This is a genomic window from Bradyrhizobium sp. C9, assembly GCF_002532045.1.
Lineage (GTDB): Bacteria > Pseudomonadota > Alphaproteobacteria > Rhizobiales > Xanthobacteraceae > Bradyrhizobium.
In genome coordinates this window covers 345510-358380 of sequence record NZ_NWTG01000007.1, presented here as the reverse complement: position 1 = coordinate 358380, position 12871 = coordinate 345510, and the positions used below count along the sequence as shown (strand labels likewise).

Sequence of the window (12871 nt, the reverse complement as noted above, 5' to 3'; positions counted from 1 at the left end):
GACATGACCGAACGATCCATCGCGAGCAACCGACTTTTGCAACAAAATCGGCCCTTTGCGGACATCACTTAGGCATCCGTCGATGTCTGCTTTGGAGGACAACTCGGACCTCGCTATCTCCGGACGCGCGTACCAGATTTATGAGCACACGCCCTAGGCAACAGGATCCGCGTCTTCGGACGCCAGCAGCAGGTCCTTGGATTTGCGCGCGATCAGGCGGCCGAGATCGCCCTGCCTGTAGGACTCGACGAACTTGATGGCGAAGCCGTTCGGCAGATGCCGGACCACGCGGCCGACGCAGGCGCCGATCGCCAGCGGCATGCCGACCGGCGGCTGCAACTCGGAGGACACCGCCGCGCCCGACAGCGACATGTCGATGATGAAGCAGCTCTGCATGGTGCCGTCCGCCAGCGTCAGCATGGCATGCGGCGCGACGGGCACAAAACGCGGATTGTTGCGCGCCTCGCGGACACTCGGATCCTTCTGCTTCTTCTCGATCCAGGTCAACTTGTCGGCGAACTTCTCGCGCCTCGCATGCGTCATCTCGAGCTCGACCAGGAAGCTGCCGCTCATCGTGTCGGTGATGCAGCCTTCGAACTTGCCGAACTCCTCGAAATACGACGTCAGCCGGTCGCCGACCTTGCCGACGACAGGTACGTCCACGATCATCCGGAACGGCGAGACGCGCGTGGTGCGGCAGGCGAAGGTGCGCAGTCTGCCCTGCGCATCGTACCAGTTCGGCAACGTGTAGCTGCCGTTGACGATGATCCTGACCGCGCGTTGCTTGAGAAACTTTTCGACAGACACGACTGGACTTCGCCCGAGGCGATCTGAGTGCACGGAGGTCTGGGGTTGACCGACATCCGTGGTCGGTCTGGTGGCGGGGACATCCGTTACCGACGCGATTGCAGCGGGAGGGCTGCGGGTTGCGTCCCAGCGCGTCGCGCATCGTCCTGGCGCGCAGGTGCGTACAGTCGTACCGTCGAAACACTAGGAAAACGTTAAGCCGGGACAGAGCGCGGGCGGTGCACTCTATGGCGCAACCCTTACGCGGCAGTTTATTTTGCGAGCCGTACAACTACCGGGAGAGCTGCCACACGCCGACGCAATCGCGCCGCGCTCCAAACGCCCTGCCCCGGCTCGCAACCGGGTGCTAGCCTGCTCATAGCCCTGGCCGAAATCAGACCGGATCCTCCCATGCCAACCATCTCAGACAAGTCGCTTGCCGACGGCAAGATCCTGCAAAGCGTGGTCGACGGCGTCGGCGTCATCACCTTCAACAATCCCGACAAGCGCAATGCGATGTCGCTGGAGATGTGGGAAGGGCTCGGCGAGGCGCTGATCGCCCTGCGCGACGATCCGGCGGTTCGCGTCGTGATCCTGGTCGGCGCCGGCGACAAGGCGTTCGTGTCCGGCGCCGATATCAGCCAATTCGAGAAGACCCGCCACAACGCCGAGGCCTCCGAGGAATATTCACGGCGCAGCGCAGCCCAGCGCGCCCTGCTTGCCGACTATCCGAAGCCGACCATCGCCTGCATCCGCGGCTTCTGCCTCGGCGGCGGCATGCAGGTCGCGATGCTGACCGACATCCGCATCTCCGGCGCCAGCGGCCAGTTCGGCATTCCCGCCGCCAAGCTGGGCATCGCCTACGGCTATGACGGGCTGCGCCATCTGGTGTCGCTGGTCGGCCCGTCCTGGGCGCGGCTGATCATGTATACCGGCATGCGGATCGACTCCACGGAGGCGCTGCGGATCGGCCTCGTCGATCGCGTGCTGCCGGACGCCGAACTGTGGGACGCGACCATGGAGATCGCGCGCACCATTTCGGTCAACGCGCCGCTGGCGATCAAGGCCGCCAAGATCACCATCGCGCAGGTGCTGAGGGATCCCGCCGATCGCGACATGGCCGCGATCAAGCAGATCGGCATCGACTGCATGGACAGCGCGGATTTCCGCGAAGGCCGCAACGCCTTCATGGAAAAGCGCAAGCCGCGGTTCCAGGGGCGGTAGCGGCGTCCCCATCCTCACCTGTCATCGCCCGGCTCGCGGAGGTGATGACGCTGAGCAAGCAGCCGGCTACCCCGAGAGGATGTGGGGCTATGTCCTCGTCCACCGCTGTCATCGCCCGGTTCAACCGGGCGATCCAGTACGCCGCGGCCTCTCGGCTCAAGCACAGCGGTCTCTGCAATACTGATCACCCGCATGCGCGGGTGATCACACTGAGCAAGCGCCGGCACTATTTCGGAATAATAGAAGAATATCCCTGATTTGCCCGACATGTCAAGTTGCCAGGTCGAACGCCGGCTGCCGCCGGCTACTGTGCATGGGGTTGTTTTCAATATTTTGGCGGTGGGCTCAGGATTGAACCTGCCGCCTACTTCTTCTCGTTGACCGGCACCGTGTAGTTGAGGATCAACCGCCCGCCGTCGGGATAGATGGTCTGGCCGGTGATGTAGGAGGCATCGTCGCTGGCGAGGAACGCCACCACCGAGGCCACCTCGCTCGGCTCGCCGCAGCGCCCGGCCGGGGTTCGCGACAGCACGCTGCGCCGCGCGTCCTCCGACGAGAAGATCGCGGTCGCCACCATCTCGGTCAGGATCGTGCCGGGCCCGACCGCCACGACGCGAATGCCGTGCGGCGCCAGCGCCACGGCGGCCACCGAGGTGAGCTGCTTCATCGCGCCCTTGGACATCGCATAGGTCGCAAGCGAGGGGATCGCGAGCAGCGCGTTGACCGAGGACATGTTGACGACGACGCCGCCACCGCCCTGCGCGATCATCTGGCGCGCCGCCGCCTGCACGCCGAAGAACGCGCCCTTGAGGTTGATCCCCATCACGTCGTCGAATTCGGCCTCGCTGATATCGAGGAAGTCGCGGTTGCGCGCGACGCCGGCGTTGTTGACCATGACGTCGAGCCGGCCGAACTCCTTCACCGCGTGAGCGACGATGCGATCGACATCGGCGCGCTTGCTGACATCGGCCTCGACCGCCCGCAACCGATCCTCATGCCCGAGTTCCTGGGCGGTGTGGACGAGCCCCGCGGCGTCGACATCCGAGATCACGACCCTGGCGCCATCGGCCAGGAAGCGCGCGGCGCAGGCCTTGCCGATGCCCCGCGCCGCCCCGGTGATGGCGACGACCTTGCCGGAATTCTTCATGGGAGTGCCTCCAGAGCAAAAGCTGTTCACAGAGCAATAGCGCATTGCGCGTCGGCAGGGAACGCGGCGGATTCTCCGCGCGAGACGTCACGGCTTGATGCGCGCGAGAATCCGGTCGGCCTCGGTGCGCCAATCGGCGCTGCGGGCGAAGTCCGGCGTTCCCTTCGGTCCGAACACGCCCTCGTCGGCAAGACCGGCGATCCAGCCCTGCCGCTCGGCCGTGCCGGACGCAGACCATGGCGTCAGCCCGGCTTCGCGCACGGTCTCCGCCACCTCGCGCACCTCCTCGGCACGCCGCCGGCCATGCTCGATCACCCGCTGGAAGAAGTAGGCGCCCTGCTTCTCCCAATCGATGCCGGGAAAGGTCTCCTTGAGCGAGGCGAGCACCGCATCCTCGACGCCATAGGCGCGTGCGGTGGTAAAGCTCTCGATCACCATGGCCTCGAGGCCCTTGATCATGATGCTGCGGCACATCTTGACCGCGGAGGACACGCCAAGCTCGTCGCTGGCGACGTTCGCCGCGAAACCGAGCGCGACCAGGAGCGGCGCCAGTTCCTGCGCGCCGTGACCGCCGAGCAGCAGCGGCACCTTGATCCGGTAGGGCGGCAGCGAGGTCATCACCGCGCCCTCGACATAGCGGCCGCCGGCGCTATCGACGTGGACCGCCGCGCGCTGCTTGGCGCCGGGCGAGGCCGAGTTGAAATCGAGAAACCAGGCGCCGCTCCGGATCGTGGGCGCGCAGGCTTCGGCCACCGGCACCGCCTGGCTCGCGGTCACCGCCGAGATGATGAAATCGACGCGCGCCGCGAGATCGGCATGGGACTGCGCGAGCGTGACACCGGTCTCCGCCGCGTGCGCGCGCAGCGGCGCGCCGTGGTCGCGGTCGAGCTTGATGTCGTAGGCAACGACCTTCACGCCCTGCTTGCGCAGGTCTTCGGCGAGGATGCGGCCGACCTCGCCATAGCCGAGCATGCCGACCTGCCACTGCCGCGGATCGCTGGAGATTGTCATCAGTTCAAGTCCCGTGTTGTGTCGAACAGTTCGTCGACCGTGACGCGCCGCGGGATCAATGCCTGCTGGACGCAATAGTCGATCATCCGTTCGAGCGGCTTGCGGTTCGCATCGACGCCGAACGGCAGCAGGTCGGGTACATCGGCCGGATCGGCGTTTGCCTTGGCGCGCTTGAGGAGTTCGTAGAGGCTCCGCACCACGTCCGGGCGCGACATTGCGAGCTGCCTGGTCACCACCACCAGATGATTGACCGGCACGACCCCATGCCGCGCGTACCACCGCGCCGCCTCTGCGGCCGGATCGGCAAACAACGGCTTGAGCGCCGGATCGCTCGAGGTCTCGCCCAGCACGGCATCGAGCTCGCCATCCTTCAGCATCTGGATGATGGCCCTGCCCTTCGGGGCACGTTCGGTGCCGTCGAGATATTCGGCGACATGCGGATCTTCAAACGTCACCCAATTGATCCGGTCGAGGTTGACGCCATGATCGTTGGCAAGGATGCCGCGCATCCATGCGCCGGTCGTGGTGGTGAACGAGCGGATGCCGACCCGCTTGCCCTCGAGATCGGCGGGCGCGAGCGTGCCGCGGTCGGCACGATAAAGCGCATGGCCATGCTGGAAGCGGCCGACCATCGCGGCCGGCAGCAGCATCAGCGGCTTGCCGTGCGCCCTTGCCATCAGATAGGTCACGATCGCCATCTCGCAGACGTCGAACGCCTGCTCGCGCACCATCGGCTTGAACGCGGCGTTGGTCGGCATGAATTCGGTGAAGTCGAGATCGAACAGCTCCGAGCGCAGCTCGCCGCGCTTCACCGCTTGGACGTGCGGGTGGTTGCCAAGCACCGTACGCAGCCGAAGTTTCTCCATGGCGACGAACTCCGCGGGGTCAGGTCAGTGCGCGCCCTGGATTCGCGCCCGCCATCTTGCGCGGCGCGGGCGCGCCTTGATCGAGCGGCGCGGCCTGCAGCGCGGCGACGGTCGCGCGCACCAGCTCCTCGATGGCGTGGCCGGCATCGGTGCCGTCGGCACTGCCGCGCGACAGGCGCGAGACGCGCTCCGGCGTCACCAGCGTGTAGTAGAGCGCGCCGAGCAGGAAGTGGCCGCGCCAGACCAGATCGGTGCGCGGAATGTGCGGCAGGCTTTCATGGATCGCGTCGATGAAGGCATGGCTGGTGTCGTCGAAGGTCTGCGCGATGATCTTGCGCACCACCTCGTTGCCCTCGGCCGACATGATCGCGCGCAGCCGCGTGAACCGCGTTCCGCCGCCGGCGAGGTCGCTGCCCGAGGTGAAGGCCGGCAGCACATAGGCGCGCACGATCGCTTCCAGCCGGTCCTGCAGGTCGCGCACCCGCCGCGCCGCCGCCAACAGCTCGGAGCGACGCCGGTTCATCGGGCCGCAATGCCGCCGATAGATCTCCAGTAGCAGGCCGTCCTTGGTCTTGAAGTGATAGGTCACGCTGCCGGGATTGGCGCCGGCGGCCTGCGCGATGTCGCGTACCGACACGGCATTGAAGCCGTAGGTCGAGAACAATTCCTCCGCTGCGGCGAGGATCGCCTCGCGCATGTTCGGCTTCCGCGTGCTGGCGACCTTGACGCCGGACTTGATGCCGGACTTGGCAGGTTTACGGACCATATTTGTACTATCGTCCAAATATTCAGGTCGCGTCAACGACGCGGCGCCAAGCCCGCATTCAGGTCAGTTTGACGTCAGGCTCGGCACGGCCGCGTGCCGCGGCATCGAGCAGAAAGGTTTGGCCGTGGCCGGGATCGGCCGCGCGCTGGGCCTCGTCCATGTCCTGCCAGGCCGAGGTAACCAGCACGCGCGCAAAATCGCGACCGACAAAGGCCGGACAGCTCGATTGCTTCGCCGGCACCTTCAGCGAGCGGAGGTGCCGGCCACTCGGATCGTAGACATCGACGCAGCCGCCGCCCCAGCGCGCGTTCCAGATCATTCCATCGGCATCGACGATCGCGCCGTCGAGCCCACCGGGGCCCCGATGTCTGATCAGGTCGATCGGCTCGCCGGTCGGCAATCCCGTCGATGGATCGAGCGGTACGCGATGCAGCACATTGGTCGCGGTATCGGCGAAATAGCCGACGTCGCCTGCGGGCGAAAAGCAGATCGCATTGGGGATCGTGATGCCGGGATAGAGCCGCGTGATTTGGCCGTGATGCAGCGCGTAGATCGCGCCGGCGCCGTGCTCGGCTTGGCGCCCCATGGTGCCGAGCCAGAAGGTGCCGGACGGATGCACGCGCGCATCGTTGGAGCGCGTCACCGGATTGTCGGCTTCGAGTGCGGCGAACAGCTCCAGCCGGCCGCCGGCGACCTGCCGGACGTAAAGCCCATCTTCGGTGAGGATCAGCTGCCGCTCGCCATCGATCCGCGCCAGCGCGCTCGCCATTTTCGGCAGCGCGTGAATGACGGTGCGGCCGTTTGCAAAACGATGCTCGAACAGGCGACGCTCGCGGATGTCGAACCACCATGCGGTGTCGGTCGCCGCGTCATAGGTCGGCCCCTCGCCGAGATGACAGCGCTCGGTGGATAGCACCGATGTCGGCACCTGTTCGATCAGCGGCTCGGCGGCACGGTCGGTCATGGCGTCACTCACATGGTCTAGAATCGATAGATTGCGGTGCGTCGATAGATCTGCCCGGGATCGAGCCGCGCCGACGGGAAGTCGGGCCGGTTCGGCGTATCCGGCCAGGCGTGCGGCTCCAGACATAGCGCGTCGGATTGGCGGTAGAGCCGATCGCCCTTGCCGGCGCTCGAGCCATCGAGGAAATTGCCGGAATAGAATTGCAGCCCCGGCTGATCGGTGAACAGCTCCATCACGCGGCCAGAGTGCGGCGCCTCGAGGCGCGCGGCGAAGCGAACGCCTGTCCCCGAGGCCAGACAGAAATTGTGGTCATAGCCGCGCCCGAGCCGCAGCTGCTCGTCATTCATCCTGATCCGCGCGCCGATCGAGGTCGGCTTGCGGAAGTCGAACGGGGTGCCGCCAACCGGCCGCGGCGGCTCTGGCAACGGGATCGCCGTAGCGTCGACCGCGAGGAAATGGTCTGAGGCGATCGTCAGCCTGTGATCGAGGATTTGCGTGCCCGAGCGCGCGCCGTCGAGATTGAAGAAGCTGTGATTGGTGAGGTTGACGCAGGTCGGCCGGTCGGTGGTCGCCTCGTAGATCACCACGAGATCCATCGGGTCGCGCAGGCGATAGGTCACCCGGGTCTGAAGATTGCCCGGATAGCCCTCTTCGCCATGCGGGCTTTCGCGCTCCAGCACCAGCGCCGGCCCCGGTTGATCTGACAGTTCGACGATCCGCCACAGCTTGCGATCGAAGCCCTGCGGGCCACCGTGCAGCGCGTTGGGGCCGTTGTTGGCGGCGAGATTCACCGTCTCGCCATCGAGCACGAAGCGCCCGCCGGCGATCCGGTTGGCGTAACGTCCGATGGTCGCGCCGAAGAATTTGCGCTGCGCGAGATAGCCGTCGAACTCGTCATGGCCAAGCACGACGTCGTCGCAATGCCCGCCGCGATCGGGCACGAGCAGCGCTTGCAGCGTGGCGCCGAAGGTGAGGATGCTGGCCTCGAAGCCGTGTTCGCCGCGCAGCGTCACGCGCTCGACCACGGTGCCGTCGGGCAATTTGCCGAAGGGCGCGCGAGCAATGTTGGCTGATGTCATGGTCAGTCCCCGAACGCCTCGACAAGGCGCCGTCGCCCCAGCATGAAGCTATCGGCGACGAGCCGCAAGGGCGCGAGGTCGACCTCGGACTTTCCGTCCGACGTCAGCGCGACGAAGCGACGGTACAGCGCCGGATATTCCTCATCCGTGGCATCGACCACCAACCTTGTGCCATCGCGCAGCTGCCGTCCGCCTTTCGACAGCGTCACAGGCCCGGCCTCGGTCTCGCACAGGATGTCCCAGCTCGGCGGCCCGGTCTGGCGTAAATCGAATTCGGCATGGATCGGCAGGCCGTTCTCATCGGACAGTTCGATTGCTGCAGCAATCGGCGCCTCCCGGTTGGAAGGAAAATCCAGGACCGCGCTCCTGACGAACACGGAGCGCGGCAGGATCTCGGTCAGGATCGACAGAGCATTGATGCCGGGATCGAACACGCCGAAGCCACCGGCCTCGAATATCCAGGCTTGGCCTGGATGCCAGACGCGGACGTCTTCCTTCCAGATGATGGTCACCTTGCTGATGGCGCGTCCGGCGAGCAATTGCCGCGCCGGTCCAACCGCGGGTGCGTGGCGCGAGTGCCATGCCGCAAACAATGTCCGGCCCGCCTCATGTGCGGCCGCGATCAACGACGTGAGTTCGCCTAACGTGGACCCAGGTGGCTTCTCGAGCAGCACATGCTTGCCAGCAGCGAGCGCAGCAGAGGCCAGCGCATGACGCGCTTGCGGCGGCGTGCACAGCGCGACGGCATCGATCTCCGGTCCGTCGCGCAACAACTCCTGCAAATCGCGGAAATGCGGCAGGCCGGATGGGCTCTTGGCCGGATCGGCCACCGCGACGAGTGCGGCGCCCGATGTCTTCGCGATCGCAGGCACGTGCTGCCGGCACGCGATCTCGCCGAACCCGACGATGGCGATACGAAGCAGATCGCTCATGGCCGTCCTCGCGTTGCAGCCCGCCGGGCCGGCCGATGCCGCCAGGCTGGATCATAAGCCAGCACAGGATACCAACGGCTTGATCCGGCTTTGGTTGCAAAGGCGCAAATCCACGACGTTTTGTTGTACGGCGCGCGGCGGGGGCATCGGTTCTGATCGATCAAAATCGATGCTCTAGATCGTTGTTTTGACAGGCTTTCCCCACGCGGACCCGGTCGCCCTCGTCCGAAACCGCGCTAGCGCACGGCTTCGAATCCGCCGAGCACCGCAGTCAGATTGGCACCGAGGATGTCGGAGAGATAGCCACCTTCCTGCACCAGCACGGTCGGCAGGCCGAACCGGGCGAGCGCCTCGCCGATCCGGCGGAAGCCGTCGGTGGTGACCGCGAGGCCCGCGAGCGGATCCTGCTCGGACGCGTCGAGCCCGAGCGCAACCACCAGCGCAGTCGGCGCGAAGGAACGGATCGCCTTCTCGGCCGCCGCGAGCGCCTTGATGTAGTCATCGTCGCCGGTGCCCTTGGCGAGGGGAATATTGAGGTTCGTGCCGAGGCCTCCGCCCGCGCCGCGCTCATGCGCATAGCCCCAGACGAACGGATAGAAGAACGACGGATCGGCGTGGATCGAGACGGTGAAGACGTCTCCCCGCTCGTAGAAGATGCCCTGCGTGCCGTTGCCGTGATGCACGTCGACATCGAGGATCGCGACACGCTCGTGCTTCTGGCGTAGGTGCTCGGCCGCGATCGCGCTGTTGTTGAGGAAGCAGAAGCCGCCGGCGAGATCGCGATAGGCGTGATGACCGGGCGGACGGCACAGCGCGTAAACCGCCTCCTCGCCATCGAGCACCATCTGCGCGGCGGTGACCGCGACGTCGCTCGAGGCACAGGCCCCGGCCCAGGTGCCGGGGCCGATCGGCGCCGCGGTGTCGACCGTGTGCCAGCCGAGCTTGCCGACGATGTGGGTGGGATAGGTGCCGGCGTTGCGCACCGGATGCATGTTCGCGATCATCTCCGGCCCCGCATTGCCGAGCGCCGACCATTCGTCCCAGGCGCCTTCGAGAAAGCTCAGATATTCCGGGCTGTGCACCCGCGCCCGCGGCCCCTGCCCGAATGTGGTGGGCTCGATCAGCGTGTGCTTGCCGGCTTTCAGCCCCGCCAGCAGACGGTCGGCGCGCTCGGGCTGCTCGGTGGTGCGCTGGACCACACCGCGGACCAGGAAGAATTGCGGATCATGGCTACGGTGCAGATCGCTGTAGACGGCCTTCACGGGATACTCCTGTTGGATGAGCAGTTGAGCTGAGCCTTCGCTGGCGAACTGTACCGTATCAGCGGCGGCGATGATCTGAAACAGCGCGCGATTTCATGCTATGTCCGCAGGCAGCGCAATGATTCAAGCACGCAGGATGCGAATTCCAGCCATGGCGGGAAGCAAGGCGGAGACGGAGGATACGACAACGGGGCGGCGCGGCCGGCCGCGCTCCGCCGCGACCACGGCCGCGATCCTGCACAGCGCCTATGCGCTGATGGCGACCACCGGCCTTGCCGCCACCACCATCGACGCGATCGCGAGACACTCCAACGTCTCGAAGATGACGATCTACAAATGGTGGCCGTCGCGCGAAGCCCTGCTGATCGATGCCTTCCTCGACCAGGCCTCACGCGCGGTGCCGCTGCCCGAGGCGGGCCATCCGGTGGGCCGCATCCGCCGTCATGTCGCGACCTATGTCGAGGCGTTGCAAGGTGAATTCGGGCGGGTACAGCTTGCGGTGATCTCTGAGTGCATCTCGCAGACCGGCACGGCCGAACTGTTCTACGAGCGCTACCTCGGCCTTCGCCGCGCCAGGATGCTGGAAATCATCGCCGCCGGCCAGAAGGACGGCAGCATCGGCGCGCCGGGCGTGCCCGGCGATATCTATGACGCGATCTACGGCAGCCTGTTCTATCGCTATGTCTTCGGCATCAAGCCGCTGACGCCGGCCTATGCCCGCAACCTCGTCAATCTGGTGCTGCGGCCGCACGCCGACGCGTGAATATCAAGCGGAGCGTTGCTGCTGACGGCGGAACCAGGCCCAGGTCTCGCGTGTCACGGCGCGGTAGTTGCGACCGCGATACACGATGTGGCCATCGACAATGGCATTCAGCTTCGGCAATGCATGGAACGGCACCGTCGGATAGGCGTGATGCTCGACGTGATACGGCATGTTCCAGGCAAACCATTTCATGATCCGGCTCGTCATCGTGGTGCGCGTGTTCTCGAACGCGCTCCGCGTCCGCTCGCAACCGGTATGCTCTGCGTAAAGGTACGGGCGCAGGATGAGCTGACCGGCCAGCAGCGGCACGATCCACACAAAGAACAGGATCGCGCTGTGCAGCGTGAGCGAAGCCGCCAGCAACAGTAGGTAACCCGCGAGATAAAGCCTTGCCTCCAGCACGATCGCGGCGCGCTTGTGCTGCGGAATCCACGGCACCATCACTTTCCCGGTGAGTGCATGCCGAAACATCAGCCGGATTCGCACCAGCACCTGCAATAGCCCCGAATAGGCGATCGCGAGCTGGGTGTCCGACGCCGGCTTGGGACCGACGATCAGCTCCGGATCCTTCTCCGGATCCTGGGTGTAGCGATGATGATCCCAGTGAAACAGGCAGTAATATTGGTAGGGCAATCCGATCATGAAGGCCGACAGGTTGCCGACCACAAGATTGAGTGCGTGACTGCGGAACGCCGTCTTGTGCGCGGTTTCATGCACCACCATGAATAGGAACGCGACGAAATAGCCTTGGATCGCAATCAGCGGCAACGCCCACGCGAGACCATCGCGCGACGAGATGAGCCAGGTCAGCACGCCGATCACAACGATCATCCCGTAGTGGCTGGCCGCGCGCACCGCGCCGGCAAGGTTCGACTTGGTCGACAGGTCGCGCAAGGTCAGCGGGCTGAGCGGCTTCAGGCGAGGTCCGGCATCACTGGTCTCGGCGGTGCTCATGATCGTTTCACCTGTCAGCGTTGCAGCAGCGCCGAGATTTCGGCGTTGATGAAGGCGCGGTCTTCGGCGTTGTTGACGGGATTGCCGGCGCGGTGACCGTGGACCGAGGGGATCGCGTGCAGTGCCGCGGAGCGGGCATTGACCAGGCGGCCAAGCTCGTCCTCGTTGTCGCGCGGATCGAAATAGCGGTCGGTGCGACCGGGCATCAGCAGCACATGCGCCTTGATCGCCGCCAGCGCGCGGTCGAGGTCACCGCCGAATTCGTCGCAGCGGCTGATGTCGCCGGCCTGCCAGATCGCAATCTGTGCCAGCAGATTGTCGGCATCGCGCCGCGCGAAGGCCCCGTCCCAGGATCCCGCGAGGTAGTCCTCCAGCGAGTTGAAGCCGGCCTCGCGCCAGGCCTCCTCGCGAAAGAACTCATGCGACATCGCCCAGCCGGCGTAGACGCGCCCCATCGCGCGAAGGCCCGCGGTCGGCTTGGTGACGAAGCAGCCATCCTGATAAGCGGGATCGGCGGTCAGCGCGCCCTTCACGCCTTCGAGGAAGACATGATTATACGGCGAGCACCGCGCGCTGCCGCACACCACCGCCGCGCGCTCCACCATGTCGGGATAGCGCGCGGCCCAGTGATAGGCCTGCATGCCGCCCATCGACCAGCCATAGACCAGCGCGAGCTTGGTCACGCCAAACCGCTCGACCAGCAGCCTACGCTGGATGGCGACGGCGTCATGATAGGTGAAGGCCGGGAACGGTGCGCCGCCGAGCAGTTCGCTCGAATTCGACGGCGAGGATGACAGGCCGTTGCCGAACAGGTTCGCGATGATGATGAAGTAACGCTCGGGATCGAGCGCCCCGCCCGGCTGCACCAGCCATTCGATGTCGTAATGCTGCGCGGCGAACGACGTCGGATAGAGGATGACGTTATCTTTGGCCGCGTTCAGCGTGCCGTAGGTCTTGTAGGCGAGCGCAAGCTGCGGAAACACCGCGCCACCCTGCAAGGTCACCCTGCCTGCCTCGAACACCTCATAGTTGCGTGGTGTGGTCATGCGCATTCGACCTCGATCGGCAGGGCGCGACACTGCGCCCTCAATAACTGTACTTATCGTACACTAATTGG

At 65.6% G+C, this 12871-nt stretch carries 13 protein-coding genes; 2 read left to right on the top strand and 11 right to left on the bottom strand.

Annotated elements, in window-relative coordinates; translation table 11 throughout:
- Positions 1 to 153: 153 nt before the first annotated feature.
- Complete coding sequence (locus tag CO675_RS18565; protein ID WP_097673318.1) at positions 154 to 807, bottom strand: PilZ domain-containing protein; 654 nt, start codon at positions 805 to 807, stop codon at positions 154 to 156.
- 390 nt (positions 808 to 1197) lie between these two features.
- Here CO675_RS18565 and CO675_RS18560 point away from each other — a divergent pair, with 390 nt between their 5' ends.
- Positions 1198 to 2010: an enoyl-CoA hydratase gene (locus CO675_RS18560; RefSeq protein ID WP_097673317.1), complete on the top strand. Its 813-nt coding sequence runs from the start codon at positions 1198 to 1200 to the stop codon at positions 2008 to 2010.
- A 364-nt stretch (positions 2011 to 2374) separates the two neighbouring features.
- On the opposite strand, the gene CO675_RS18555 is transcribed toward CO675_RS18560, so the two are convergent.
- The 8 genes from CO675_RS18555 to CO675_RS18520 form a co-directional block, all read right to left on the bottom strand.
- Positions 2375 to 3157, bottom strand: coding sequence for an SDR family NAD(P)-dependent oxidoreductase (locus CO675_RS18555; protein WP_097673316.1), 783 nt, complete (start codon positions 3155 to 3157; stop codon positions 2375 to 2377).
- Between the two features lie 87 nt (positions 3158 to 3244).
- Positions 3245 to 4168 (bottom strand): DUF1932 domain-containing protein, encoded by a 924-nt coding sequence (locus CO675_RS18550; protein ID WP_097673315.1) that lies wholly within the window; start codon positions 4166 to 4168, stop codon positions 3245 to 3247.
- Positions 4168 to 5034 (bottom strand): ABC transporter substrate-binding protein, encoded by an 867-nt coding sequence (locus tag CO675_RS18545; RefSeq protein ID WP_097673314.1) that lies wholly within the window; start codon positions 5032 to 5034, stop codon positions 4168 to 4170. The genes CO675_RS18550 and CO675_RS18545 overlap by 1 nt, the downstream gene beginning before the upstream one ends.
- Positions 5035 to 5053: 19 nt before the next feature.
- Positions 5054 to 5800, bottom strand: coding sequence for a TetR/AcrR family transcriptional regulator (locus tag CO675_RS18540; protein ID WP_097673313.1), 747 nt, complete (start codon positions 5798 to 5800; stop codon positions 5054 to 5056).
- Positions 5801 to 5858: 58 nt separating this feature from the next.
- A complete protein-coding gene (locus CO675_RS18535; RefSeq protein ID WP_097673363.1) occupies positions 5859 to 6737 on the bottom strand; it encodes an SMP-30/gluconolactonase/LRE family protein in 879 nt (292 codons plus the stop codon).
- Positions 6738 to 6781: 44 nt separating this feature from the next.
- Positions 6782 to 7843 (bottom strand): aldose epimerase family protein, encoded by a 1062-nt coding sequence (locus CO675_RS18530; RefSeq protein WP_097673312.1) that lies wholly within the window; start codon positions 7841 to 7843, stop codon positions 6782 to 6784.
- 2 nt (positions 7844 to 7845) lie between these two features.
- Positions 7846 to 8775, bottom strand: a complete 930-nt coding sequence (locus tag CO675_RS18525; RefSeq protein WP_097673311.1) for a Gfo/Idh/MocA family protein — start codon at positions 8773 to 8775, stop codon at positions 7846 to 7848.
- Positions 8776 to 9011: 236 nt separating this feature from the next.
- The gene (locus tag CO675_RS18520) at positions 9012 to 10037 is read right to left on the bottom strand and encodes a histone deacetylase family protein (RefSeq protein WP_097673310.1); all 1026 of its coding nucleotides are present in this window, start codon (positions 10035 to 10037) and stop codon (positions 9012 to 9014) included.
- 151 nt (positions 10038 to 10188) lie between these two features.
- Here CO675_RS18520 and CO675_RS18515 point away from each other — a divergent pair, with 151 nt between their 5' ends.
- A complete protein-coding gene (locus CO675_RS18515) occupies positions 10189 to 10800 on the top strand; it encodes a TetR/AcrR family transcriptional regulator (protein ID WP_097673309.1) in 612 nt (203 codons plus the stop codon).
- 3 nt (positions 10801 to 10803) lie between these two features.
- Here CO675_RS18515 and CO675_RS18510 read toward each other — a convergent pair whose 3' ends face one another.
- Complete coding sequence (locus CO675_RS18510) at positions 10804 to 11754, bottom strand: fatty acid desaturase (protein ID WP_097673308.1); 951 nt, start codon at positions 11752 to 11754, stop codon at positions 10804 to 10806.
- A gap of 14 nt (positions 11755 to 11768) precedes the next feature.
- Positions 11769 to 12800 carry an alpha/beta fold hydrolase gene (locus tag CO675_RS18505; RefSeq protein ID WP_097673362.1) on the bottom strand — a complete coding sequence of 344 codons (1032 nt, stop codon included), beginning with the start codon at positions 12798 to 12800 and terminating at the stop codon, positions 11769 to 11771.
- Between the last annotated feature and the right edge of the window lie 71 nt (positions 12801 to 12871).

What these genes read in the sequence shown, in the direction of transcription:
- CO675_RS18560 (WP_097673317.1), top strand. Translation starts at nt 1,198, where the DNA reads ATGCCAACCATCTCAGACAAGTCGCTTGCCGACGGCAAGATCCTGCAA.
- CO675_RS18555 (WP_097673316.1), bottom strand. Translation starts at nt 3,157, where the DNA reads ATGAAGAATTCCGGCAAGGTCGTCGCCATCACCGGGGCGGCGCGGGGC.
- CO675_RS18550 (WP_097673315.1), bottom strand. Translation starts at nt 4,168, where the DNA reads ATGACAATCTCCAGCGATCCGCGGCAGTGGCAGGTCGGCATGCTCGGC.
- CO675_RS18545 (WP_097673314.1), bottom strand. Translation starts at nt 5,034, where the DNA reads ATGGAGAAACTTCGGCTGCGTACGGTGCTTGGCAACCACCCGCACGTC.
- CO675_RS18540 (WP_097673313.1), bottom strand. Translation starts at nt 5,800, where the DNA reads ATGGTCCGTAAACCTGCCAAGTCCGGCATCAAGTCCGGCGTCAAGGTC.
- CO675_RS18530 (WP_097673312.1), bottom strand. Translation starts at nt 7,843, where the DNA reads ATGACATCAGCCAACATTGCTCGCGCGCCCTTCGGCAAATTGCCCGAC.
- CO675_RS18525 (WP_097673311.1), bottom strand. Translation starts at nt 8,775, where the DNA reads ATGAGCGATCTGCTTCGTATCGCCATCGTCGGGTTCGGCGAGATCGCG.
- CO675_RS18515 (WP_097673309.1), top strand. Translation starts at nt 10,189, where the DNA reads ATGGCGGGAAGCAAGGCGGAGACGGAGGATACGACAACGGGGCGGCGC.
- CO675_RS18510 (WP_097673308.1), bottom strand. Translation starts at nt 11,754, where the DNA reads ATGAGCACCGCCGAGACCAGTGATGCCGGACCTCGCCTGAAGCCGCTC.
- CO675_RS18505 (WP_097673362.1), bottom strand. Translation starts at nt 12,800, where the DNA reads ATGACCACACCACGCAACTATGAGGTGTTCGAGGCAGGCAGGGTGACC.